This window comes from Pseudoflavonifractor phocaeensis (genome assembly GCF_016901735.1).
GTDB lineage: Bacteria > Bacillota > Clostridia > Oscillospirales > Oscillospiraceae > Pseudoflavonifractor_A.
Map to the genome: position 1 here is coordinate 23,112 of NZ_JACLZC010000016.1, position 24,520 is coordinate 47,631.

The window sequence follows — 24,520 nt, forward strand, 5'->3', positions numbered from 1 at the left end:
TTATGGGGGGAGTTTGATGGTAGACTATCGCATCCGAACCTTTCTGACGTTATATGAGACCCTCAACTACCATCGGGCGGCGGAGCGGATGCGGCTGAGCCAGCCGGCGGTGAGCCAGCAGATCCACGGCCTGGAGCGGGAGTACGGCTGCAAGCTGTTCCACTATGACGGCCGGCGGCTGATCCCCGCCGAGGCCGCCGACCGGGTGGCGCGCTACGCCCGGGCCGCCATGTATAACCAGCAGAAGCTCTTTGCCGAGCTTGCTCGCCCCACGGTGCGGACGGTGCGCGTCGGCGCTACCAAGACCATCGGGGAATTCGTCATCGCCGACCCCCTGTGCCGCTATCTGGCCCGGTCAACGGAAAATCTCTCGGTGCTGGTGGACAACACCGAGACCCTCCTCCATAAGCTGGAGCAGGGGGAGCTGGATTTTGCGCTGGTGGAGGGGGCCTTTGACAAGGAGCGCTACGGCTACGCCCTCTACCGGCACGCGCCCTTCGTGGGCATGTGTCACCGGGACCACCCCTTTGCCGGACAGCGGGTGAGCATCACCGATCTGGCGGGAGAAAACGTCATTCTCCGGGAGCAGGGCTCCGGCACCCGGGCCATTCTGGAACAGACGCTGGCCGATTACGGCTACTCGCTCTCCCTCTTCGGCCGGGTGATCTGCGCCAGCAGCTTTTCCCTCATTGCCCGCTTTGTGGAGGAGCGGGAGGGGATCACCTTTGCCTACTCGGCGGTGGGGGAAGGGCGGGAGAAGATTTCCGTTTTTCATCTGGACTGTCTGCCCGAGCGGCACGAGTTCAACCTGGTATATATGCGCGGCGCCTGTGTGCTGCCCCTCATCCGGTCGGTGCTGGGGCCCTCTTTCTGTACGCAGGAGGAGGCGTGACGCCAAAAGGGATATAAACCTGTATCAAGGCAAAACAGAAGGGCTTGCCGCCTGTGCTTCACAGACAGCAAGCCCTTTCAGCTGCTGGAATCATGTTTTCTTTTAAGGCGCTTTCTGCTTCATGCTTCTTTCGGCAAGCGCCCGGTGTCCACCAGATGCTCCAGCACGGTCAGCACGCTTTCGCACTGTCTGGGGAAGCGCTCCTTCAATACCGGGTCGGCCTGGGCCATCAGGTAGGGATGTCCCGCCGCCTCCAGCATGGACACGTCGTTCCAGTTGTCACCAAAGGCCGCCACCTCCTCCAGCGGCACCCCCAGCGCCCGGCACAGTCCCCGCAGTCCCACGCCCTTGTCGGCCAGCGTGAAGTCCAGCCAGTCGGCCCCGGCCACCGCCATGGACATCTCCTCCCCCCAACGGGGACCCAGGGCCGCCATGGCCGGGCCGGTACCCTGAGGACAGTAGGCCGATACCTTCAAAATTTCCGCGTTCACTGAGGCGATCTCCTCCACCACCTCCACCCGGTTGCCCTTGAATCCCCGCATATGCGCCACAAAGGACGGGGAACACTGGGTCAGATAGCTGCAATTGGGTCCGGATACCAGCAGTTCGCACCTGGGCAAGGCCAAAATGTCCCGGCACAGCGCCAGGGCCGCCGCCCGGGGGAGCGGCGTCTGATGGAGCACCGGCGCCGCCTCTTCCCTGCCCGGGCCGTAGAGAATGGCGCCGTTTTCACACAGATAGGTCAGCGTTTCCTCCACCGGCCCAAAGAGACGGCGCAGCGAGTGAAATTGCCGGCCCGACGCCGGACAAAACCGGATGCCCCGCCGCTCCAATCCCCGGATGAGGGGAAAAAGCGCCTGGGGCAGCGCCGTCTCCCCATAGGGGAGCAATGTCCCGTCAATGTCGCTGACCACAAGCTTTATCATGCCGTTTCCTCCTGTCGTATCGGTCCGCGCTGCCGGCGCCCGGCAGGGGATTGGGTCGATTATACCATACGACCCGATGGAAGGCAATTTTTTTGCGGGCGGAGACCGCTTGACAAACAGGCGTTTATGGCGTATCATTTCTTCCGCTAAAAATAAATAACATTGTTAACTAATAGCGAGGTGAACCAATGGACCAGAGAGAGGATCAGGGCAGATCCCTGTTTCAGGCGCTCCACCGCCTTCTGCGGGCGGCGGGCGGCATTCCCTTGGGAGACAAGGGTCTGTCCCGCATGGAATTTTACACCCTGAGCGTGCTGCTCCACCAGGAGGAAAACAGGCCCATGCGGGTGTCGGGGCTGTCGGAGGCCCTCCAGAGCGCAAAGCCCGGCGTCTCCAGGACGCTGGGCAATCTGGAGCGGCGGGGCCTGATCCGCCGGACGGCGGACCCGGCGGACCGGCGGAGCACCCAGGTGGCCCTTACTCCGGAGGGACGGCAGCTCTTCCGCCAGACGGCGGCGGAGGTAAGCGCCTACACCGGCCGGGTCCTGGAACGGATGGGATGGGAGGAGATGGACCAGCTGCTTGGGCTGCTGGACCGGCTGTGCGGCATCATGGAGGAGGTCCGGCAGGAAAAGGAGGAAATCATATGCTGAATATCTTCCGCTATTTGAAAAAACATGTGGGAATGGTGCTGCTGATCGTGGTGCTGCTGGTGGTACAGGCCATATGCGACCTGAATCTGCCTCAGTATATGTCCCGCATCGTGGATATCGGCATCCAGCAGTCCGGCGTGGAGCGGGTCACCCCCAGCCAGATGCGCCCGGAGACGCTGGAGGCGGTGTGCCTCTTTTTGTCGGAGGAGGACGAAGCGGCGCTGCGGGCCTCCTATGAGACGGACGGACATCTTTGCCGTCTGACCGTGGCCGACGGCGAGACCCTGGACCGGATGGACCGGATGCTGGAGCTGCCTCTGGCGGCCCTCTATCAGATGGGACAGCAGGGCGTTACGCCGGAACAGCTGGCCGCGCTGGCTCAGACCGCGCCGGACCGGCAGAGCCTCAAGGAGGAGATCGCCCGTTCCCTGGCGGCCATGTCGGACCAGCTGGCCGGCGTCTCCGATACCATGCTCAGTCAGACCGCCGTGCTCTTTGTGCAGCAGGAATACGCCGCCACCGGCGTGGATCTCAACCAGCTTCAGCAGAGCTACCTCATTTCCACCGGCGCAAAAATGCTGGGTCTGACCCTGCTGATGATCGCCATGGCCATTCTGGCCGGTCTGTGCGCCTCCCGTGTGGCCGCCACAGTGGGTATGGAGCTGCGGGGCCGGGTGTTCCGCAAGGTGATCTCCTTTTCCCACGCGGAGATTGACCGCTTTTCCACCGCCTCTCTGATTACCCGGTCCACCAACGACATCCAGCAGGTGCAGATGGTGCTGGTGCTGTTGCTGCGCATGGTGATTTACGCCCCTATTCTGGGCGTGGGCGGCGTCATTCAGGTGGCCTCCACCGGCACCGGAATGGAGTGGATCATTGCTCTGGCGGTGGGCATCATCGTGGCGCTGGTGGCGGTGCTCATGCGCCTGGCCATGCCCAAATTCAAGATCATGCAGACCATGGTGGACCGGCTCAATCTGGTCTCCCGCGAGACCCTCACCGGTCTTTCGGTGATCCGGGCCTTCAGCCGGGAGCGGTACGAGGAGGAGCGGTTCGAAGGGGCCAACCGGGACCTGATGCGCACCCAGCTTTTTACCAACCGGACCATGAGCATGATGATGCCCCTGATGATGCTGGTGATGAACGGGATCTGTGTGCTGATCGTGTGGGCAGGCGCTCAGGGCATTGACCTGGGCGTCATGCAGGTGGGCGATATGATGGCCTTTATCACCTATACCATGCAGATCGTCATGTCCTTCCTGCTCATTGCGGTGGTGTCCATCATGCTGCCCCGAGCCGGCGTTTCGGCGGGCCGCATCCAGGAGGTGCTGGATACCCCGGTCTCCATCCGCGACCCGGAGGAGGAGAAAAATCAGGACGAGGCCGTCGCCCACTGGAAGGGCCAGGTGGCCTTTGAGGACGTGTCCTTCCGCTATCCCGACGCCCAGGCCGACGTGCTGGAGCACATCTCCTTTACCGCGCGGCCCGGCGAGACCACCGCCATCATCGGCTCCACCGGCTCGGGCAAGTCCACCCTCCTGAACCTCATCCCCCGGTTTTTCGACGTGAGCTATGGCCGCATTACCATCGACGGGGTGGACATCCGTCGTCTTTCCCAGCATAAGCTCCACCAGCTCATGGGCTATGTGCCCCAAAAGGGAGTGCTTTTCTCGGGGGACATCACCTCCAACCTGAAATTCGGCGGCAGGGACATCCCGGACGCCGACATGGAGCAGGCCGCCCGCATCGCCCAGGCGGAGCCCTTTATCCTGGAGAAGCCGGAAGGCTATCAAAGACCCATCGCCCAAGGGGGCTCCAACGTGTCCGGCGGTCAGAAGCAGCGGCTGTCCATCGCCCGCGCCCTGGCCAAACGGCCCAAAATCGTCCTCTTTGACGACTCCTTCTCCGCCCTGGACTATAAGACCGACGTGGCCCTCCGCCGGGCGTTGGGAGAGGAGCTCACCGACGTGACGGTCATCATTGTGGCCCAGCGCATCTCCACCATCCTCCACGCCCAGCAGATCATCGTCCTGGACGAGGGCAAGGTGGCGGGCATCGGCACCCACGAGGAGCTGATGCGGACCTGTCCCACCTATCAGGAGATCGCCCGGTCCCAGCTTTCCGAATCCGAGTTAGGAGGTGTGTCCCAATGAGCGAATCCCATCGCCAGCCGCCCCGTGGCCCCATGGGTCGGGGCCGCATGAGCGTGGAGCGGGCCAAGGATTTTAAGGGCTCCATGAAAAAGCTGCTGCGCCATATGGGAACCCATCGGCTGTCCCTCATCCTGGTGGCCATTTTTGCCGTTTGCAGCACGGTATTCAATGTGGTGGGCCCCAAAGTCCTCTCTCAGGCCACCACCGCCCTCTTTAACGGCCTGGTGGCCAAGGTCCAGGGGACCGGCGGCATTGACTTTGCCCTCATCGGCCGCATCTTGCTGATTCTGATGGGACTCTATCTCATCAGCGCCCTCTTTGCCTTTTTGCAGGGCTGGCTGATGAGCGGCGTCACCCAAAGGGTGTGCTACGGCCTGCGGCGGGACATCTCCCAAAAAATCCACCGGATGCCCATGAAATACTTTGAGTCCCGCACCGTGGGCGAGGTGCTCTCCCGCATCACCAACGACGTGGACACCCTGGGTCAGAGCCTCAACCAGTCGGTGACCACCCTCATCACCGCCACCACCACCCTGGTGGGCGTGCTGGTGATGATGCTCACCATCTCCCCGCTGATGACCGCCCTGGTGTTTCTCATGCTCCCACTGTCCGCCGTTCTGGTGGCGCTGGTGGTGCGCCGCAGCCAGAAATACTTTGTGGCCCAGCAGAAGTATTTGGGCGTCATCAACGGCCAGGTGGAGGAGTGCTATGCCGGCCACAGCGTCATCCGGGCCTTTAACCGGGAGGAGGAGACGGTGGCCGAGTTTGACGCCACCAACGCCGTGCTCTTCCGCTCCGCCTGGCTCTCCCAGTTCCTCTCCGGTCTGATGCAGCCTGTTATGACCTTTGTGGGCAACCTGGGCTATGTGACCGTGGCGGTGGTGGGCTCCATGCTGGCGGTAAGCGGCGCCATCGGCGTGGGCGACATCCAGGCCTTTATCCAGTACGTCCGTCAGTTCACCCAGCCCATCTCCCAGGTGGCCCAGGTGTTCAATATGCTCCAGTCCATGGCCGCCGCCGCCGAACGGGTTTTTGCCTTTTTGGCCGAGAAAGAGGAGGACCAGACCGCGGACCAGCCTGTCTCCCTGGAGGGCATCGCCGGCCAGGTGACCTTTGACCACGTGTCCTTTGGCTACACCCCGGAAAAAACCGTCATCCACGATTTTTCCGCCCAAGTGGAGCCGGGCAAGACGGTGGCCATCGTGGGCCCCACCGGCGCGGGCAAGACCACCATGGTCAAGCTCCTCATGCGTTTTTACGACGTGAACGGCGGCGCCATCCGCATCGACGGACACGACGTGCGGGACTTCAACCGCTCGGAGCTGCGGGAGCTGTTCGGCATGGTGCTCCAGGATACCTGGCTCTTCAAGGGCACCATTCTGGAGAACATCCGCTATGGCCGGCTGGACGCCACCGACGAGGAGGTCATCGCCGCCGCCAAGGCCGCCCACGTCCACCACTTCATCCAGACCCTGCCCGGCGGCTACCAGATGGAGCTCAACGAGGACGCCTCCAACGTCTCTCAGGGACAAAAGCAGCTTTTGACCATTGCCCGGGCCATTCTGGCCGACAACCGCATCCTGATCCTGGACGAGGCAACCTCCTCGGTGGATACCCGCACCGAACAGCTCATCCAGCAGGCCATGGGCAATCTCATGAAAGGCCGGACCTCCTTTGTCATCGCCCACCGCCTGTCCACCATCAAGGACGCGGACCTCATTTTGGTCATGCGGGACGGCGACATCGTGGAACAGGGCACCCACCAGCAGCTGCTGGCGCAAAACGGCTTTTATGCCGGTCTGTATAACGCTCAGTTTGAGGACATCGGGGAATAAGAAGCCAAATTCGTGCATACAAAATAATTTTGTGTGGAAAACGCCCGCCGACTGTGCTATAATAGATTTATACTTTTCTATTTTGGCAGAAGATTTTCTGTGTGTGGAGCTTCTGACTGTTTTTGGATCGAGGTGTCCGTTTTTGGAAGAGCTTTACCAGTGTATCAATTTCCTGCTGACGGTATCGCAGCACGCGGTGTTCCAGAACCTCCATGAGCGTCTGGACCGCTTCGGTATTACACCGGGTCAGTACGCCGTGCTCTACTGTCTTTGGAACAAGGGAGAGATCACGCCCAAGGAGATCTCTCAGGCCGTCTTTCTGGAGATGTCCACCGTATCCGGTGTGTTGGACCGGATGCAGAAAAAGGGACTGATCCAGCGGGTGGTGGACCCCAACGACCGGCGGAGCGTCCGGGTGGCGGCCACCGCAGAGGGCATGGCGCTGCAGGAAGGCGTAATGCGGGCCGTGGAGGAAATGAACCAGGATGTCCTGCGGGACTTCACGCCGGAGGAGACACAGCTCCTCCGCCGCTGTCTGGCGCGGATCGGCAATGTCTCCGCGCTGACCAGTGAAGCATAGGCAGGCGGCAAGGCCGGGCGCGCTTGATGCAGCAGCCCCAAGGAGAATATGATTCCAACAGCCGAACGGGCTTGTTGTCTGTAAAGGGCAGGCGGCAAGCCCGTTTGCTTTGCCTCGATATGGTGTTGTTTATATCTTTTTTGGCAGAAGAAAGCACCCCACTTGTTTTTCAGTACACCATTACTGTTTCACAAATGGGGTGCGGTTCTTTGCCGCGCCGGGAGAGCAGGCCTTTTGTCAGCTGTTTTCGGGAGCGGCGGAAAACGCCGCACGCCCCTGGGGGGAGAGGAAGCGCCGCCCGAATTCCTCCGCCGGAATGGGCGGAGAAAAGTAGTACCCCTGCACCAGGTCGCAGGGATGATTGATCAGAAATTGGGTCTGATGCTCACAGGTGACCCCCTCAGCCACCGTTTTGATGCCCAGCTGCCGGGCCAGACCCAGCACCGCCGCCACGATCTGCTCCGAGCGGGGACCGTCCTGCTGGGAGAGCATACCGTCAAAGAATCGTTTGTCCAGCTTGATGGTATCTACCCGCAGCCGGGAGAGGACGTTGAGGGAGGAATAGCCGCTGCCGAAATCGTCCAGCGAGCAGCGGAAGCCCAGACTGTGGATCTCCTCCACCAACCGGGCGGAGTAGTCCAGGTCTGCGCTGACCATGGTCTCGGTGAGCTCCAGCTCCAGAAGCTGGGGGGGCACCCGCCAGCGCCGCTGGATCTTTTGATAGCGCTGGAGGACCTGGGGGCGGCGCAGGGTGGCCTGGGACAGATTCACCGAAACGGGGGGAGGATTCCACCCCGCGTCCAGCCAGCGGCGCAGCCACTGGCAGGTCTGCTCGAACATGTATTGATCCAGCTGGACAATGAAGCCGTTGCGCTCCAGGGCGGGGATGAAGGCGTCTGGCCGGAGCGCGCCGTCCTCCGGGTCCAGCCAGCGGACCAGGGCTTCCGCTCCCGCCACCGCCTGGGGACAGAGGGAGACCTTGGGCTGGAGGTAAATATGGAAGTGCCTGTCGGCCAGGGCCCGCTTCATGCGGTTATAGATGGTCTGCTCCATCTGGAGGCGGCGGTGGTCCTCCAGGCTGTAAAAGCGGCAGACGCAGGGCTGGTCGCTGGCGCAGCGCTTGGCCTCCTTGCGGGCCAGGTTTGCCCGGTCCTGCAATCCCTCCAGGGGGAGCGTGGGGTCATCCACGGGACAGATGCCCACCGTCAGGGGGAGAAAGTAGGAGTCGGGCAGGGCCAGATTGAACTCATTGAAGCGCTGAGCCAGATTGGTCAGCCGGCTTTGGAGCTGCTCCGGCTGGTCCATGCGGAGGAGCAGGTCGAACCGGTCCACATAGATGCGGGCGCACAGCTCCTCCTGGGACAAGGTTCGGGTGAGGCACCGGTAGAGGTGACACAGCACCTTGTCCCCGGTCTGAATGCCGAAAGCCTGGTTGACCAGGGAGAAGGAGCGGATATCCAGGGACACCAGAGCCAGCGGCTCCTGACAGCTCCGCAGGAGCTTGGCGGCTTTGAGAGAGAAGCTGGTGGCGTTATGGCCACCGGTGAGGGGGTCCACAAAGGCCAGTCTGGACAGGGCGCGGGTGTGCTGGCGCTGGGTGCGCCGCAACAGAAGGACCAGCACCAGAAACAGCAGGAAGAGGAAGAGGGCCAGAGAGACCCCCAGGATCAGGGTAAGGGTTATGGTCTCGTTCAGGCTGGCGGTGGGGAGAGAAAAGGCCAGGCTCCAGCCCGACTGGGCGAGGGGGGCATAGACCAGCGCCAGATCCTGCCCGTTTTGGCGGTAGTAGTAGATTCCGGCCGTCCCGTCGGACAGCTGGGCCTGGGTCTGCTCCAGGGAGCTGCCCAGCAGCGGAGCGCTTTCTCCCAGATAAGAGAAAAGGCTGCCGCCGGACAGGTCCTCATGGACGGAGAGGAGGATCTGCCCGTCGGACTGAAGGAGAAAGACCTCCAGGGTTTCCGACGCGGGCAGCCAGCGCTCCAGGGTGAGATGGGTGTCCATCCATAGAATCCCCTGCTCCGCCGCTCCGTCTCCGGTGGGGAGGGGCGCGGCATAGAGGAGAACGGGCGCCTGATCGGTGGGATGGGGAAAGACCGCCACCAGGGGGGCGTCGGAGTCCAGCGTCTGATCCAGCAGCGCTTTTTCGGGAGTAAAACCGCCGCTGCCGGCAAATTGAAGGACGCCGTCCCGGGAGAAGAGCGCCGTCTCCACCGCGGCGTTGGTGCCGCTGAGGGTGGCCAGATAGTCCAGCCGGGCCTGGTCATCCGGCAGGGCGGCGCAGGCGGCGGCAGCCAGCGTCATATTTTCCTGACCGCGCCCGATCTGGGCGTCCACATAGGACGCCATACGCTGGGTGCTGCGCATCAGGTCTTGACCGGTCTCCTGGCGCATCCGGGTGAGGACAAAAAGCGTGTAGCTGACGCACAGGGCCAGAACCAGCAAAGCCAGCAGCAGAAGGAGCACCGTCATACGCCCATGGCGGGAGAGAGAACGGCGGGCAGAGGAGAGGAGAGACATGGCGGACCGCCTCCTTTGCGAAAATACAAATGGGATTGATAGACAACAGTATAGCATACTGTCGTGTAAAGTGGAAGAAAAGAAAAGAAAGGGGAAGGGGGACGGATAAAATCCCGGGGGCAGGTTGCAATTTTCCGGGGGAGAAGTTATACTGGAATCAATTCCCTCAGAACGGGAGGACGGGGGCGTGGAGCGCCCGCGAACTCGTTGAGAAACACAAAAACGGAGGTGCGACGATGAAGGGAAAACGACTGACCGCTACCATTATGGCGCTGGCGCTGACGGCGTCTTTGCTGACGGCGCCCGCCGCCGCGGCATCTTTCAGCGACCTGAAAGGTCACTGGGCCCAGAGCGATGTGGAATATCTGGCCGGCCAGGGGATCATTCAGGGGTATAATGACGGGACCTTTAAGCCGGACGCGGTCATGAGCGCGGTGGAAGCGCTGCTGTTCTGCGCCCGGGTGACCGGCCTGGAGGAGGGAGACAAGGAGGCGGTGTCCGCCCACTGGGCCGACACCCTTTCGGAGCTGCTGCCGGAGTCCATGCAGAGCTGGGCGTCGGAGGAGCTGGCCATCTGCCTGGAGACCGGCATTCTCTCCCAGGAGGAGCTGGAGACCATGGTGGAGGAGGATCTGCTCCTCAAATCCATGGAGCGGCAGGAAGTAGCCCGCTGCCTGGTCCGCGCCATCCAGATGGACCCCATGACCCGGAAGCTGGGGGAGGTCACCCTCAGCTATGACGACGAGGACCAGATCGACAGCGACCTGCGGGCATACGTCTACGTGCTGGATACCTACGGCATCGTCAAGGGCAACGACAAGAATCAATTCCTCCCCACCGGCGGCGTCACCCGGGCGGAGATGTCCACCCTGCTGCGCCGCTCCCTGGACTTTATGGAAGAGCGGGGCGTGGTGGTGGAGCTGCCCGCCTATACCGACTATGACTGGGCCGGCGGCGTCATCACCGCGGTGGAAGCGGGCAAGGAGGGGGCCGTGGTCCTCACGCTGGAGGACGAGCTGCTGGGAGAGGAGACCGTCACTATCCCCACCAGCGCCCTCATCTATGACAACAACATGGAGTCCAGCGCCTCCGCCCTGCGGACCGGTGTCTATGTGCGGGTCAACTTCGACGAGAGCGGAAAGGCGAGCACCGTTCGGGTGGGCGGCGCGCTGACCACCATCAGCGGAACGGTCACCGACTTTGACGGCGTCTATTTGACCGTCAAGGACGGCGAGAACACCGTGACCCTCAAGCTGGACCGCTTTACCGCCGTGGAGGTGGGCAATCGGATCGGCACCGTGGCCCTGCTGGACCCGGAGGGCGGCTATACCACCGCCGTCTGCCGGGTGGACGCCCTGGGGCATCCCGCCGCGGTGCAGCTCACCGGCGGCAGCCGCCAGGAGACGGGCCTGCTCACCGGCCTGACCACCGACGTCTACGGGATGGTCACCGGCGTGACCGTCACCGGCTTTGACGGGGTGCGCACCCCCTACACCCTGGCCAGCGGCGCGGAAGTCACCGTCAACGGTCTGAGCGGCGCGCTGAAGGAGAGCTACACCGGGGCCTATGTGACCCTGCGGGTGTCCAACGACCAGAGCGGCAAGGTCATGGCGGTGGGGGTGGATACCGATACCGACTACATCCAGGGCTCCGTTCAGGGCATGAGCTATTCCAGCCAGCCCAACACCGTCACCGTCCTGAATTTTGCCACCGACAAGAGCAGCGCCTATGAGCTCTCCGAAGAGGTAAAGGTGACCTATGAGGGCCGTCAGGTCCAGCTCAAGGAGCTGGGCAAGGGTGATTTTGTCACCCTGCGCCTGACCGATCTGGGCAAGGTCGATCTCATCGACGCCTGGCCCGGCTCCTCCACCGTGACCGGCACCATCACCGCCATCACCTACGGCGTGACCACCACCATCCAGGTCACCCTGGAGGACGGCTCCGTCCGCTCCTTTGACATCGACCTGAGCGACCCGCCGGACATCTATCGGGATGATCGGGTCAGCTCCATTGACAAGCTGCGCACCGGCGATGAGGTGGAGGTAACGGTGCGCTATAACCAGATCACCGAACTGGAGGCCACCGCCCAGAGCGCCAACGCCACCGGCACCATCACCGCCATTACCATGGATACCGCCGGTACCACCGTCAGCGTGAGTCTGACCGGCGGCGGAAGCAAGAATTATCTCATCACCGACGGGGTCACCGTCACCCAGGACGGCAAGGCGGCCTCGGTCTCGGTGCTCAAACCCGGCGACCAGATCGCCATGGTGGTGGAGGGGGACCAGGTCCTGTCCATTGAGGTCCAGCGCGCCGCCTCCAGCAGCACCCAGATCACCGGCGCGGTGCTCTATGTGAACACCAGCGAAAAGACCATTTTCCTCCAGCGCACCGATGAGAGCGGCATTACCACCCTTCTGACGGTGGATGCCTCCGATGCCGAGCTCCTTACCAGCACCGGCAAGGCCCTCTCCCTTAAGGATCTGACCGCCGGCGATGCGGTGCAGATTTATGGCGCTTACGACGGCGCCACCTTTGAGGCCACCATTCTCATCCGCACCTGAGCAAAACAAGAGACGACGAGGCCGGGACCCGAAAAAGGTCCCGGCCTCCATTTGCTTATTGCATCATGTATTCCAGATAGGGCGCCGGCAAAAGGGGAAGGTCCCGCTTGCAGGCGTTGCGGAAGGGCTCCCCGGCATGGTTGCCGCAGACCACAGAATCCAAATCTGCCGTCATGCGCTGGACCACCTTTCCGCCCAAAGCTTCCACCGTGGGTTTCCATTCCTCAAGGGGTGCGCCCTTCCACATTCCCTTGAGTATAAATTTCTTTCCCGCAAAGCGCCGGTCAGAGGGCGCGGGGGCACAGGACTCCGGCGCTGCGGGCAGGAAAGGCTCCACCAGCGGGAGCAATGCGTTCCGGTGGGCCTCCACAAAGGAGGAGGCGGCCTCTTCCACCTGTCCGGCGGACCAGGTCAATTGCTCCATGGGCTTCCCGAAGGGGTCATAGGCCCGGACGGCATCCTCCAGCGACAGCCGGATCAGATATTGCTCCGGTTTGTCCAAATCAGAGAAAGCATATCCGGTCAGCGCGTGGTAGATCCCATGGATGAGCGGTTCAGAGCAAGCGCCCCGGTAGCGGAAACCGGTGATACGGTTCCAGGGGAACAGGGCGCGCAGGCGGACGCCGTCACTGTACAGGAGGAAATGCCACAGCCCCTCACTGGTGCGACCCCAATTCCGGTCCAAATGGGAAATCTCGCTGATTTCCAGGTGAAGGAAGCACCGCTTCTCTCGCATGGCGGCGCACAGCGCCCGGTAGGAAGCTTCATGGGCCTGAAAATAGGGGGAGAGGAAACAATCCGGGTTTGCTCCCACCTTGGTCAGGGCAATGGAACTGCACATATCAAAATCGTAGCCTGTCTCGGTCTTTTTAATGAGATCGCCGGTCTCTTTTATATAGGGGAAGGCGTGGAGCGACTCCAGCAGCCCGTCGCTGGTGAGGGCCTGCTCCACCATCGCCTTCTCTTCGCCCCAGGAGCCCAGCGGGGTGATGCTGCCATTTGCATAGGCGAAGGGAGGGCCGGAGGGGGTAAAATGCCGCCAGCTGTACGGAATCCATGACTCGTTGGGCAGGGCGTCGCGCCGGGACTCATAGCCATAAAAGTCCTTCATATGGAGGGAACTGCTTCCGGCGGGAGAGTAGAGAAAATTGGAAAGACGGCTGTGGGTATATTCCGCATCCAGATAGACGGCCAGAATGGCCAGCGCCAGCTGGGGAAGCCGGGTATCCAGCGCGGAGAGAAAGGCGTCCATGACGCCGTGGCGGTCGTCGCCCTCCTCCTGTTCCAGCCGGCACACCGTTTCCCCGGCTTCCAGGGCCTGCTCCGCCGCATCGCAGAAAAGCTGCGCGGTCTCCCGGTAAGCCGGAGACTGGTCCCAGAACACGGTTTCGGCGTGAGCGATATACTCCTCCGCAACCTCCCGGGCCACGGCGGGAATCTGGGCCAGAAGGTCGGGAGCGCCGTTGAGGTACACCGTATAGGTCATTTCATAAGAGACACTCATGAAAGGCAACCTCCCGTTATGCCATCATGTCCTGGAGGTATTCCACCGGCAGGAAAGAAACGCCCTGCTGCAATGCCTGGGTAAAGGGTTCGCCCACGCCGGTGCCGTAGACAAAATAGTCCGTCTGAGGGGTGAGGGTATCGGCCACCGTTCCGCCGAATTTGGTGATGGTCTCCCGCAGCTCCCGGTCGGTCCATCCGGCTACGTCGCCGCCCAGACAGAAGGTCTTGCCGGCAAAGCGGCTGTCAAAGGACTGGGGCTGGTCATGGGCGGGAATGGGAGCGGAAGCCCTTTGGGCCTGGGCAAAGAGAGGGAGGAGGGCCTCCCGGTGGTCCTGGGCGTAGGCAAGGGCCTCATCTTCTTCCTCGTCCTCTTCTTCGTCCCAGTCCTCGTCGTCCCCCCACTCTTCCATCTCCATCTCCCAATCGGTCTTGCACCGGACCAGGGGAAGGGGGGCGTCGTGGCGGGCGGCATAGGTGTGGAGGGCCCACTGGGCGGCGAAATTTTCCCGCTCGTCCAGATCATCCAGGGAGGCGCCGGTCACGACCTCGTAGATCTCTTCCACGGGGACCTCGGCGGGGAGACCGTTATAAGAGGAAAAGCCGTAGGTGGCGCACCAGGTAAAGCGGGAGAGGAGTTTTTGGCCGTCGCTGGAGAGGAGAAAATGCCAGGTGCTGGAATCGGAATAGGACCAGGCGGTATTGGGATTGGAGTAGGACTCCAGCTCCAGATGGAGGAGGAGCCGCTTTTCCCGCATGGTCCGGCAGAGGGCGGCGTAGGATTCGGGGTATGTCTGGGCGTAGGGGGCCAGAGCGAGGTCCAGATACTGGGCCGCGTCCCCCAGGTTGACGGGGGCGGAGAGGGAGAAGCGGATGGTCTCTCCCTCTTTGGAAAAGACAGGCTGCGTCTCCTTTTGAGGGTCGGGCCGGAGGGCGGGCAGGGTTTTCAGCAGCTTCCCGCCCAGGAGCGCCTCTTCCACGGCGTTCCGCGCTTCCGCGCCCCAGTCGCCCAGGAAGGAGAGGACGCCCTCCGCCGTGGCGGCAGGCGGCAACTCCTTGGGATGCCGCCAGCCGTAGGGGATCCAGTCCTCGTCGGGCATGGGATCAAAATGGGCGTCCAGCCCGTAGAACGCTTTCATATTCAGGGTGCTTTTTCCGGCCGGGGAACAAAACATGCTCAGGATGTCGCCCTCCCCGTATTCCGTGTCCACATAGAGGGCGGACAGGGCGATGGTAAGGGCGGGACAGCCCTGGTCCACCGCGTCCAGGAATTCCTCAAAAATGCCGTGGGTGGCGTCGTCGTCCGAGTTGCTCAGGCGCACCATCAGCACGTCCTCCCCGTCCTCCAGCGTCGCCTCCACCTCCTGAACGATATACTGCCGCAGAGAGGTATCGTAGACCGACGTCTTTGCGATCTCCGCCATCTGCGCGATGTCCTCCCGGCCGCCCCGGAAGATCACGTCGTATTCCATGCAAAAGCCCACACTCATACCGGGCACCTCCTTCGTTTTCTGTCTATATCATAGCAGAACGAAGGAAAAAAAGGAAGAAACAATTCTGTATGGTGAAAATTCAGTCCACTTTTACGGTCATCAGCAGCTCGCCGGCCTTGACGGTGGAGCCCTCCTGGACCAGGACCTGCTCCACCGTGCCGGCCATCCGGGCCACCACGGAGGTCTCCATCTTCATGGCCTCGATGACGGCCACCACCTGGTTTTCCTCCACCTTGTCCCCCGGCTTCACGTTCACCTTGGACACCATGCCGGGGATGGAGGAGCCGATCTGGCTCTTGTCCTCCGGGTCGGCCAGCACCACATGACGCAGTTGGGACACGGCGGTCTTGTCGGGCACCGCTACCTCGCGGCGCATACCGTTGAGCTCAAACTGGACGTTGCGGGTGCCGTCCTCGTTGAGATCGCCCAGGCCGATGTATTTGATGACCAGGGTCTTGCCGTCCTCAATGTTGATCTGGGTGGTCTCGCCCAGGGCCATGCCGTTGAAGAAAACGTGGCTGCCCATGCGGGTGATGTAGCCGTATTCCTTCCGGTGGGCCCGGTACTCCTCATAGACCTTGGGATAGAGGCAGTAGGAGAGCATGGCCCGCATATTGATGGCGTCGTCTCCCATAAAACGGCTCATTTCTTGCCGGACGGCGTCAAAGTCCACCGGCGGCAGCAGCTCGCCGGGACGGCAGGTGATGGGCTTTTCGCCCTTGAGGACTACCTTCTGGAGCGCTTCGGGGAAGCCCCAGGCGGGCTGGCCCATCATGCCCTTGAAGTAGCTGACCACCGAGTCGGGGAAGGTGAGGGCCTCGCCCCGCGTTACGATGTTCTCCGGCGTCAGGTCGTTCTGCACCATGAAAATGGCCAGATCGCCCACCATCTTGGAGGAGGGAGTCACTTTGACGATGTCGCCCAGCATCCGGTTGACGGTCTGATACATCTCCTTGACTTCCTCGAAGTGGTGGCCCAGGCCGATGCTCTCCACCTGGGATTTCAGGTTGGTATACTGACCGCCAGGCATTTCGTAGCGGTAAATATCGGTGGAGGGGTTCTTGATGCCAGCCTCAAAGGAGGCATAGCGCTCCCGCACGTCGGACCAGTAGTCGGAGAGCTTCTGCAGCTTGTCCGGGTCCAGACCGGTGTCCCGCGCCTGGCCCTGGAGGGCGGTGACCACCGCGTTGAGGGAGGGCTGACTGGTGAGGGAGGCCATGGCGTCCACGGCGCAGTCCACGATGTCCACGCCGGCCTCGGCGGCCATCAGATAGGCGGCCACCTGGTTGCCCGAGGTGTCGTGGGTGTGGAGGTGGATGGGGAGCCCCACCTCCTGCTTGAGGGTGGCGACCAGCTTTTTGGCGGCGTAGGGCTTGAGGAGGCCGGACATATCCTTGATGCACAGGATATGGGCCCCTCTCTTTTCCAGCTCCTTGGCCATGTCCACATAGTATTTCAGGGTGTACTTGTCCCGCTTGGGGTCCAGAATGTCGCCGGTGTAGCAGATGGCGGCCTCGCACACCTTGTCCTGCTTCAGGACCTCGTCCATGGCCACCTCCATGCCGGGCAGCCAGTTGAGGGAGTCAAAGACCCGGAAGATGTCGATGCCGCTGCGGGCCGACTCCCGGACGAATTCCCGGATGAGGTTGTCGGGATAATTGGTGTAGCCCACGGCGTTGGCTCCCCGGAGGAGCATCTGGAAGGGGATGTTGGGGATCTTCTCCCGCAGCTGCTGGAGGCGCTCCCAGGGTGACTCGTGGAGGAAGCGATAGGCCACGTCGAAGGTGGCGCCGCCCCACATCTCCAGGGAGAAGCAGTCGTTGAGGATCTCGGCGGTGCCCGGCGCGGCGTTGAGGAGGTCGCGGGTGCGCATCCGGGTGGAGAGGAGGGACTGGTGGGCGTCCCGCATGGTGGTGTCGGTGATGAGCAGCTTTTTCTGGTCCAGCACCCAGCGCTGGAAGGCCCGGGGCCCCCGCTCGTCCAGCAGCTGCTTGAGGCCGCGGCACTGGGGGGGCGTGTGCGCGCAGGGCGGGAAACGGGGGATGTCCAGCTGGCGGCGCTCGGCGGAGGGGTTGTCCACCTGGATCTGGGCGATATAGCGCAGCACCTTGTTGGCCCGGTCCCGGCTGTCCTCAAATTCAAAGAGCTCGGGCGTCTCGTCGATGAACTTGGTGTGGCACCGACCGGAGCGGAAGGTGGGGTGGCTCAGGATGTTGGTCACAAAGGGGATATTGGTCTTGACGCCGCGGACGTGCTCTTCGGAGATGGCGCGGGTGGCCTTGCGGCACACGGCGTCAAAGGTCCGGTCCCAGGCGGTGACCTTGACCAGCAGAGAGTCATAATAGGGGGAGATGACCGCGCCGGTGTAGGCGTTGCCGCCGTCCAGACGGACGCCGAAGCCGCCGCTGGAGCGGTAGGCGGTGATCTTGCCGGTATCGGGGGCGAAATTGTTGGCCGGGTCCTCGGTGGTGACGCGGCACTGGATGGCGTAGCCGTCCATCCGCAGGTCCTCCTGGCGGCCCATGCCGATCTCAGGAGTGGAGAGGGGGTAGCCCTCGGCAATGAGAATCTGGGAGCGGACCAGATCCACGCCGGTGACCATTTCGGTGACGGTGTGCTCCACCTGAATGCGGGGGTTCATCTCGATAAAGTAATGGCTGCCGTCCTTGTCCACCAAAAACTCCACCGTGCCCGCCGACACATAGCCCACGTGGCGGGCCACCTTGACGGCGTCGGCATAGAGCTTTTCTCTGGTCTCCTTGGGGACGCTCCAGGCCGGGGCGAACTCCACCACCTTCTGATAGCGGCGCTGCAAGGAGCAGTCGCGCTCGCCCAGGTGGACCACGTTGCCGTACTGGTCGCCCAGGATCTGCACCTCGATGTGCTTGGGCTCCACCAGATACTTTTCAATAAAAATGTCCTCGTTGCCGAAGGCCTTGCGGGCCTCGTTCTTGACCAGCTCGAACTCCCGGCGCACGTCCTCCTCGTTGTCGCAGCGGCGCATACCCCGGCCGCCGCCGCCGCCGGCCGCCTTCAGAATCACCGGGAAGCCAAAGGAGACAGCCTTTTCCAGGGCGTCCTCGGCGTCCCGCAGGGGGGTGTCAGAGCCGGGAATGGTGGGGACGCCGCAGGCATGAGCGATGGCCTTGGCGGTGAGCTTGTCGCCCATCTGGGCCAGGATCTTGGAGGACGGGCCGATAAAGGCGATGCCGGCGTCCTCACAGGCCTTGGCAAAGGCGGGGTTTTCCGACAGGAAGCCGTAGCCGGGGTGGATGGCGTCCACATTGCGCCGCTTTGCCAGGTCGATGATGGCGTCAATGTCCAGATAGGCCCCCAGAGGGCTCTTATTTTCGCCGATGAGGTAGGCCTCGTCGGCCCGGGTGCGGAAGAGGGAGAAGGTGTCCTCGTGGGAATAGATGGCCACCGTATGGAGCCCCAGATCGTAGCAGGCGCGAAAAATACGGATGGCAATCTCACCGCGGTTGGCGATGAGGACCTTTCGGAAGCGAGATTCAGCCATGGATTTACGTCCGTCCTTTCAGTCAGAATTGCAGGCATTCCTGCGCGAAGAGAGAAAGCTTGCAGGGAAAACGGGCAAAACGCCGGGAAAACCCCAATTATACCCAGGGTCATTATACAATATTATAACGAATCCGGCCAAAGGGTGCAATCGTATTTCCCCCAAATTGCAACTTTGGCGGGACGCACAGGAAAGGGGAGGGAAGAAAAGCGTGTTTCGTACAAAAAAGCAAAAGTACGCCGCTGAGAGACAGGGGAAAGAGCACCCTTGCAATTTTCTGCCAGGTATGCTATACTAACGCAAACTGCTCCCAAACGGCGCAGACTTTGATGAAAAGGAGCCGGTGAGCCCTCGTGGACGAACCTCCCTTGCCTGACAATCCCAATGACCGAAGACGACGGACAGCTCTGCCCTGGAAAAAACGGGGCATAGCTGTCCTTTTGCGCATAATTTCATAAATGGATTGGGATTCCCCTACATAAAATTCTGAAATTTTGAAAATTGGAGTTGATGAGTCCCCATGTTGGACAGTGCCAGTATTGCAATGATCGTGGCCCTGGTGGCCCTGGTGGCCATGTCGGCCTATTTCTCCGCCACCGAAACCGCCTTTACTTCTCTGAATAAAGTCCGCCTCCGCAGCCGCGCCGACAACGGCGACAAGCGGGCCGCCCGCGCCCTGGCGCTGGCGGAGGACTATGATAAGCTCCTCTCCACCATCCTCATCGGCAACAACATCGTCAACAACGTGGCCACCACCATCGGCGCCGTGCTCTTCATCAAGCTCATTGACGATGTGCGGGGCCCCACGGTGTCGGCCATCGTGCTGACGGTGGTGATCCTCATTTTCGGCGAGGTCTCCCCCAAGAGCCTGGCCAAGGAATCCCCCGAGACCTTCGCCAGCTTTGCCGCGCCTTTGCTGAAATTTCTGATCATCCTTCTCACCCCGCTGAACTTCCTCTTTGGCCTTTGGAAAAAATTCCTCTCCAAGATTATCCGCAAGAGCGACGAAGGGGGCATCACCGAAGAGGAACTGGTGACCATGGTGGACCAGGCGGAGAGCGAAGGCGGCCTGGACCAGGACGAGAGCCAGCTGATCCGCTCGGCCATTGAGTTCAGCGACCTGGAGGTGGAGGAGATCCTCACCCCCCGGGTGGACATCGTGGCGGTGGAGGACACCGACTCCATGGAGGAGATCGCACGGGTCTTTGCGGAAAGCGGCTATTCCCGTCTGCCCGTCTATCACGAGTCCATGGACGACATCATCGGCGTCATTCATGAAAAAGATTTTCATTCCGCCCGCTATCACGGCCGGCAGGACGTGGCCGCCCTCATCAGCACCGTGCTCTATACCACCGGCAACACCAAAATTTCCGACCTGCTTCGTATTCTCCAGCGGGAGAAGGCCCATATGGTCATCGTGGTGGACGAATACGGCGGCACCGAGGGTCTGGTGACCCTGGAGGACATCGTGGAAGAACTGGTGGGCGAGATATGGGACGAACACGACGAAGTCATCGAAGAATTCCGCAAGCAGGAGGACGGCAGCTACATCATATCCTGCGCCGCCGATCTGGGCGATTTGTTTGATCTTTTCTCGATCAAAGGGGAGTGCGACGCCAACACGGTCTCCGGCTGGGTGATGGAACAGGTGGGCCGGGTCCCCGAGGAGGGGGACCACTTCCAGGCGGAAGGACTTGACGTCACCGTGACCAAGGTGGAGCACCGCCGGGTGATGGAGATCCGGGTGGTGGTGCTGGAGCCGGAAGAGGAAAAGTAAAAAGCCCCACCGGCTCCCGCTCAGAGGGAGCTGTCAGCGCTCTCCCCCTATTCCATACCAATCAAAAAACGGGAGGCGGAACCATTCGGTTCCGCCTCCCGCTTCTTTTGCGCGAAAGGTACTTGTCAAAAGGGAGCTTACTTCAGGTTGAAGAAAGCGTCGCCGCCCAGATACTGAGCCACGTCGCCCAGCTGCTCCTCGATGCGGAGGAGCTGGTTGTACTTGGCGACACGATCGGTACGGCTGGGAGCGCCGGTCTTGATCTGGCCGGCGTTGGTGGCCACCACGATGTCGGCGATGGTGGCGTCCTCGGTCTCGCCGGAGCGGTGAGACACGATGGCGGTGTAGCCGGCGCGGTTGGCCATCTGGATGGCGTCCAGGGTCTCGGTCAGGGTGCCGATCTGGTTGACCTTGATGAGGATGGCGTTGGCGATCTTGTTCTCCAGGCCCATCTTCAGACGCTCGGTGTTGGTGACGAACAGGTCGTCGCCAACCAGCTGGACGCGGTCGCCCAGAGCCTTGGTCAGCATCTGCCAGCCCTCGATGTCGTCCTCGCCCATGCAGTCCTCCATGGAGATGATGGGGTAGTTGTCGGCGAACTTCTTCCACATGTTGACCATCTGCTGCTTGGTCATGGACTTCTTGGCCTTGGGCAGGTCATAGCAGCCGGTCTCGGCGTTGTACCAGTCGGACACGGCGGCGTCGATGGCGATCTTGAAGTCCTCGCCGGGCTTGAAGCCGGCCTTCTCGATGGCGGCCACGATGCACTTGAAGGCGTCCTCGTCCTTCTTCAGGTTGGGGGCGTAACCGCCCTCATCGCCGACGCCGGCGGCGGGGGTGCCGTTCTCCTTGAGCACGCTCTTCAGGGTGTGGAACACCTCGGCGCACATACGGAGGGCTTCCTTCCAGCAGCAGGCGCCCACGGGCATGATCATGAACTCCTGAATATCCACGTTGTTGGTGGCGTGAGCGCCGCCGTTGAGGATGTTCATCATGGGCACGGGGAGGGTCTTGGCGTTGACACCGCCGATATAGTTGTACAGGCTGGTGCCCAGGCTCTCAGCGGCAGCCTTGGCGCAGGCCAGGGAGGCGCCCAGGATGGCGTTGGCGCCCAGGCGGCTCTTGTTGGGAGTGCCGTCCAGCGCGATCATGGCCTTGTCGATGGCGACCTGATCCAGGACGTTCATGCCCACCAGGCACTCGGCGATCTCGGTGTTGACGTTCTGCACGGCAGTCAGCACGCCCTTGCCCATATAGCGGCTCTTATCGCCGTCACGGAGCTCACAGGCCTCATGCACGCCGGTGGAGGCGCCGGAGGGCACGGAGGCGCGGCCCATGGTGCCGTCTTCCAGATAGACCTCGACCTCAACGGTGGGATTGCCACGGGAGTCGATGATCTCGCGGCCGACGACGTCGACGATTTCAATGATCTGCTTCATGATGGATCTACTCCTTTCAAAGTTGGAAGCGAAAAAAGCTTCGCTCCGCTGAACAGTAGGGGGATATGGTAAAGGCGAATAGACGCCCAATACCCAAAAACAGGGTTACTGATTGACGATGAGGGTCTCGCCGTCCATGTCGGCGGGCTTCTTGAGGCCCATCAGGTCCAGCATGGTGGGGGCGATGTCGGCCAGACGGCCGTTGCGCAGCTTCACGTCGGCGCCCACGATGTAGAAGGGCACCGGGTTGGTGGTGTGGGCGGTAAAGGGAGTCACGCCGTCATCCTCCAGCAGGCGCTCGGCGTTGCCGTGGTCGGCGGTGATGAGAGACACGCCGCCCATCTTGGAGGTGGCGTCCACCACCTGCTGCACGCAGGTGTCCACCGTCTCCACGGCCAGGCGGGCGGCCTCGTAAACGCCGGTGTGGCCCACCATGTCGCAGTTGGCAAAGTTGAGGATGATGACGTCATACTTGCCGCTCTCGATGCGCTTGACGGCCTCGTCGGCCACTTCGTGAGCGCTCATGTCGGGCTTGAGGTCGTAGGTGGCCACCTTGGGGGAGGCGATGAGGCAGCGGTCCTCGCCCTCAAAGACCTGCTCGGCGCCGCCGTTGAAGAAGAAGGTCACATGGGCGTACTTCTCGGTCTCGGCAATGCGCAGCTGCGTCAGGCCCAGCTGGCTGATATACTCGCCAAAAATGTTGCTCAGGCTCTTCTTGGGGAAGGCCACGGTCACATTGGGCATGGTGGCGTCGTACTCGGTGGTGCACACATAGGTGACGGGGAAGAAGCCCTTCTTGCGCTCGATGTCGCTGAAATCGGGGTCCACGAAGCAGCGGGTGATCTCGCGGGCACGGTCGGGGCGGAAGTTGAAGAAGATGACGCTGTCGCCCTCGTTAATGGTGCCCTCCTTGGCGCAGAGCACGGGCTCCACGAACTCGTCGGTGACCTCGGCGTCGTAGGACTTCTGGACGGCGGCCACGGGATCGGCCTCAAAGGGAGCCTCGCCGCAGGCGATGGCGTTGTAGGCCCGCTGGATGCGGTCCCAGCGCTTGTCACGGTCCATGCCGTAGAAGCGGCCCATAATGGTGCCCACCTGGCCCACGCCGATTTCCTGCATCTTGGCCACCAGCTGCTCCACGTAGCCCTTACCGGAGGAGGGGGGCGTGTCGCGGCCGTCCAGGAAGCAGTGGACGTAGACCTTGGAGAGGCCCTGACGCTTGGCCATTTCCAGCAGGCCAAAGACGTGGGTGATGTGGCTGTGAACGCCGCCGTCGGAGAGGAGGCCCATCAGGTGGAGGGCGGTGCCCCGCTCACGGCAGTTCTCCATGGCCATTTTGTAGGCCTCATTGTCGAAGAAATCACCGTCGGTGATGGCCTTGGAGATGCGGGGCAGATCCTGGAACACCACCCGGCCGGCGCCGATGTTGGTGTGGCCCACCTCGGAGTTGCCCATCTGGCCGTCGGGCAGGCCCACGTCCAGACCGGAGGCGGACAGCTGGCAGCCGGGGCAGGTGGCGAAGATCTTGTCCAGGTTGGGGGTGTGGGCGTTGGCGATGGCGTTGCCCATCGTCTCCTCCCGCAGACCAAACCCGTCCATGATGATAAGCGTAGTTGGTGTTTTATTCATAATTATCCTCGTAATCCAGTAAAATTACTCCTGATTGGCAGCGTTGATGATCTGCACGAAGTCAGGGGCCTTCAGGGAAGCGCCGCCGATGAGGCCGCCGTCCACGTCGGGCTGGGCCAGCAGCTCCTGGGCGTTCTTGGCGTTCATGGAGCCGCCGTACTGGATGGTGACGGAGCGGGCCACGCGGGCGCCGTAAAGCTTACGGATGACGGCACGGATGGCCTCGCAGACCTCGCCGGCCTGCTCGGCGGTGGCGGTCTTGCCGGTGCCGATGGCCCAGATGGGCTCGTAGGCGATGACCACATGGCGCATCTTCTCGGCGGGCACGCCGGCCAGAGCGGCCTTGACCTGGTAGGAGATGAGGTCCATGGTCACGCCCAGCTCGCGCTGCTCCAGGCTCTCGCCTACGCACACGATGGGGTAGAGGCCGGCCTCCAGGGCGGCGTGGACCTTCTTGTTGACGGTGAAGTCGGTCTCATTGTAGTACTGACGGCGCTCGGAATGGCCGATGATGACGTACTTCACGCCCATCTCCTTGAGCATGTCGGCAGACACCTCGCCGGTGTAAGCGCCGTGGGACTCATAGTGGCAGTTCTCCGCGCCGATGGCCACACGGCACTCCTTAAAGAGCCGGACGGCGGTCTGGATGTTCACGTAGGGCACGCAGAGGACGACCTCGCACCACTTGGGCTTGCCCAGCAGGGGCTTGAGCTCCTCAGCGAAGGTGCGGGTCTCGCTCAGGGTCTTGTTCATCTTCCAGTTGCCGGCGATGATGGTCTTCCGGTATCTTCTGTTCATTGGGATTGGCCTCCTCAAATTGTTGACGCAAAATAATCGATGGGGGATGATTCACCGGCGGGCGGAGAGGGCCCCGCCCGTCGGTGAAGGATGGTTCTCTTTGGCTGTTCCAGACAGCGTCCAAGCCCTGCGGCTCCGCTTCGGTCTCAGCCGCCTGCTCCGGGTGCTCCGCGCTTCTTCTGTCACGCTCCGCGCCCTCCGCGGACGGCGTCTAAGCCCTGCGACTGCGCAGTTGCCCTGC

Annotated in this window: 15 protein-coding genes; 7 read left to right on the forward strand and 8 right to left on the reverse strand. The window is 62.1% G+C overall.

Annotated features, from left to right (window positions below; genetic code table 11):
• The first annotated feature begins 16 nt into the window (after window positions 1-16).
• Window positions 17-892, forward strand: a complete 876-nt coding sequence (locus tag H7U37_RS05355; protein ID WP_204874217.1) for a LysR family transcriptional regulator — start codon at window positions 17-19, stop codon at window positions 890-892.
• Between the two features lie 119 nt (window positions 893-1,011).
• Here H7U37_RS05355 and H7U37_RS05360 read toward each other — a convergent pair whose 3' ends face one another.
• Window positions 1,012-1,818, reverse strand: coding sequence for an HAD family hydrolase (locus tag H7U37_RS05360; RefSeq protein ID WP_204874218.1), 807 nt, complete (start codon window positions 1,816-1,818; stop codon window positions 1,012-1,014).
• Window positions 1,819-2,006: 188 nt separating this feature from the next.
• Here H7U37_RS05360 and H7U37_RS05365 point away from each other — a divergent pair, with 188 nt between their 5' ends.
• From H7U37_RS05365 to H7U37_RS05380, 4 genes are all read left to right on the forward strand, one after another.
• Window positions 2,007-2,471, forward strand: coding sequence for a MarR family winged helix-turn-helix transcriptional regulator (locus tag H7U37_RS05365; RefSeq protein WP_204874219.1), 465 nt, complete (start codon window positions 2,007-2,009; stop codon window positions 2,469-2,471).
• A complete protein-coding gene (locus H7U37_RS05370; RefSeq protein ID WP_204874220.1) occupies window positions 2,465-4,624 on the forward strand; it encodes an ABC transporter ATP-binding protein in 2,160 nt (719 codons plus the stop codon). The genes H7U37_RS05365 and H7U37_RS05370 overlap by 7 nt, the downstream gene beginning before the upstream one ends.
• Entirely contained in the window at window positions 4,621-6,459 is a 1,839-nt protein-coding gene (locus H7U37_RS05375; RefSeq protein WP_204874221.1) for an ABC transporter ATP-binding protein, read from the forward strand. Before H7U37_RS05370 ends, H7U37_RS05375 begins: the two co-directional genes overlap by 4 nt.
• Before the next feature lie 142 nt (window positions 6,460-6,601).
• Window positions 6,602-7,039 (forward strand): MarR family winged helix-turn-helix transcriptional regulator, encoded by a 438-nt coding sequence (locus H7U37_RS05380; protein WP_243413497.1) that lies wholly within the window; start codon window positions 6,602-6,604, stop codon window positions 7,037-7,039.
• A gap of 237 nt (window positions 7,040-7,276) precedes the next feature.
• Here H7U37_RS05380 and H7U37_RS05385 read toward each other — a convergent pair whose 3' ends face one another.
• Window positions 7,277-9,556: a putative bifunctional diguanylate cyclase/phosphodiesterase gene (locus tag H7U37_RS05385; protein ID WP_204874223.1), complete on the reverse strand. Its 2,280-nt coding sequence runs from the start codon at window positions 9,554-9,556 to the stop codon at window positions 7,277-7,279.
• 236 nt (window positions 9,557-9,792) lie between these two features.
• On the opposite strand from H7U37_RS05385, the gene H7U37_RS05390 reads away from it, so the two are divergent.
• Window positions 9,793-12,120: an S-layer homology domain-containing protein gene (locus H7U37_RS05390; protein WP_204874224.1), complete on the forward strand. Its 2,328-nt coding sequence runs from the start codon at window positions 9,793-9,795 to the stop codon at window positions 12,118-12,120.
• 55 nt (window positions 12,121-12,175) lie between these two features.
• Here the strand turns inward: H7U37_RS05390 and H7U37_RS05395 are convergent, their stop codons facing one another.
• The 3 genes from H7U37_RS05395 to H7U37_RS05405 all read right to left on the reverse strand — a co-directional run bounded on the left by H7U37_RS05395 (window position 12,176) and on the right by H7U37_RS05405 (window position 18,636).
• Window positions 12,176-13,624, reverse strand: coding sequence for a hypothetical protein (locus tag H7U37_RS05395; protein WP_204874226.1), 1,449 nt, complete (start codon window positions 13,622-13,624; stop codon window positions 12,176-12,178).
• Window positions 13,625-13,640: 16 nt separating this feature from the next.
• Entirely contained in the window at window positions 13,641-15,113 is a 1,473-nt protein-coding gene (locus H7U37_RS05400) for a BRCT domain-containing protein (RefSeq protein WP_204874228.1), read from the reverse strand.
• An 82-nt stretch (window positions 15,114-15,195) separates the two neighbouring features.
• On the reverse strand, window positions 15,196-18,636 hold the full coding sequence (locus H7U37_RS05405; protein ID WP_204874230.1) for a pyruvate carboxylase: 3,441 nt from the start codon (window positions 18,634-18,636) through the stop codon (window positions 15,196-15,198).
• A gap of 520 nt (window positions 18,637-19,156) precedes the next feature.
• Here H7U37_RS05405 and H7U37_RS05410 point away from each other — a divergent pair.
• Entirely contained in the window at window positions 19,157-20,413 is a 1,257-nt protein-coding gene (locus H7U37_RS05410) for an HlyC/CorC family transporter (RefSeq protein WP_204874232.1), read from the forward strand.
• Between the two features lie 137 nt (window positions 20,414-20,550).
• Here the strand turns inward: H7U37_RS05410 and eno are convergent, their stop codons facing one another.
• From eno to tpiA, 3 genes are all read right to left on the reverse strand, one after another.
• Entirely contained in the window at window positions 20,551-21,852 is a 1,302-nt protein-coding gene (gene eno, locus H7U37_RS05415; RefSeq protein WP_204874235.1) for a phosphopyruvate hydratase, read from the reverse strand.
• 105 nt (window positions 21,853-21,957) lie between these two features.
• Window positions 21,958-23,481: a 2,3-bisphosphoglycerate-independent phosphoglycerate mutase gene (gene gpmI / locus H7U37_RS05420; RefSeq protein ID WP_204874237.1), complete on the reverse strand. Its 1,524-nt coding sequence runs from the start codon at window positions 23,479-23,481 to the stop codon at window positions 21,958-21,960.
• 24 nt (window positions 23,482-23,505) lie between these two features.
• Window positions 23,506-24,279: a triose-phosphate isomerase gene (gene tpiA / locus H7U37_RS05425; protein WP_204874239.1), complete on the reverse strand. Its 774-nt coding sequence runs from the start codon at window positions 24,277-24,279 to the stop codon at window positions 23,506-23,508.
• Window positions 24,280-24,520 lie beyond the last annotated feature (241 nt).

What these genes read in the sequence shown, in the direction of transcription:
- H7U37_RS05365 (WP_204874219.1), top strand. Translation starts at nt 2,007, where the DNA reads ATGGACCAGAGAGAGGATCAGGGCAGATCCCTGTTTCAGGCGCTCCAC.
- H7U37_RS05405 (WP_204874230.1), bottom strand. Translation starts at nt 18,636, where the DNA reads ATGGCTGAATCTCGCTTCCGAAAGGTCCTCATCGCCAACCGCGGTGAG.
- H7U37_RS05395 (WP_204874226.1), bottom strand. Translation starts at nt 13,624, where the DNA reads ATGAGTGTCTCTTATGAAATGACCTATACGGTGTACCTCAACGGCGCT.
- H7U37_RS05360 (WP_204874218.1), bottom strand. Translation starts at nt 1,818, where the DNA reads ATGATAAAGCTTGTGGTCAGCGACATTGACGGGACATTGCTCCCCTAT.
- H7U37_RS05400 (WP_204874228.1), bottom strand. Translation starts at nt 15,113, where the DNA reads ATGAGTGTGGGCTTTTGCATGGAATACGACGTGATCTTCCGGGGCGGC.
- gpmI (WP_204874237.1), bottom strand. Translation starts at nt 23,481, where the DNA reads ATGAATAAAACACCAACTACGCTTATCATCATGGACGGGTTTGGTCTG.
- tpiA (WP_204874239.1), bottom strand. Translation starts at nt 24,279, where the DNA reads ATGAACAGAAGATACCGGAAGACCATCATCGCCGGCAACTGGAAGATG.
- H7U37_RS05370 (WP_204874220.1), top strand. Translation starts at nt 2,465, where the DNA reads ATGCTGAATATCTTCCGCTATTTGAAAAAACATGTGGGAATGGTGCTG.
- H7U37_RS05375 (WP_204874221.1), top strand. Translation starts at nt 4,621, where the DNA reads ATGAGCGAATCCCATCGCCAGCCGCCCCGTGGCCCCATGGGTCGGGGC.
- H7U37_RS05355 (WP_204874217.1), top strand. Translation starts at nt 17, where the DNA reads ATGGTAGACTATCGCATCCGAACCTTTCTGACGTTATATGAGACCCTC.
- H7U37_RS05390 (WP_204874224.1), top strand. Translation starts at nt 9,793, where the DNA reads ATGAAGGGAAAACGACTGACCGCTACCATTATGGCGCTGGCGCTGACG.
- eno (WP_204874235.1), bottom strand. Translation starts at nt 21,852, where the DNA reads ATGAAGCAGATCATTGAAATCGTCGACGTCGTCGGCCGCGAGATCATC.
- H7U37_RS05410 (WP_204874232.1), top strand. Translation starts at nt 19,157, where the DNA reads ATGTTGGACAGTGCCAGTATTGCAATGATCGTGGCCCTGGTGGCCCTG.
- H7U37_RS05385 (WP_204874223.1), bottom strand. Translation starts at nt 9,556, where the DNA reads ATGTCTCTCCTCTCCTCTGCCCGCCGTTCTCTCTCCCGCCATGGGCGT.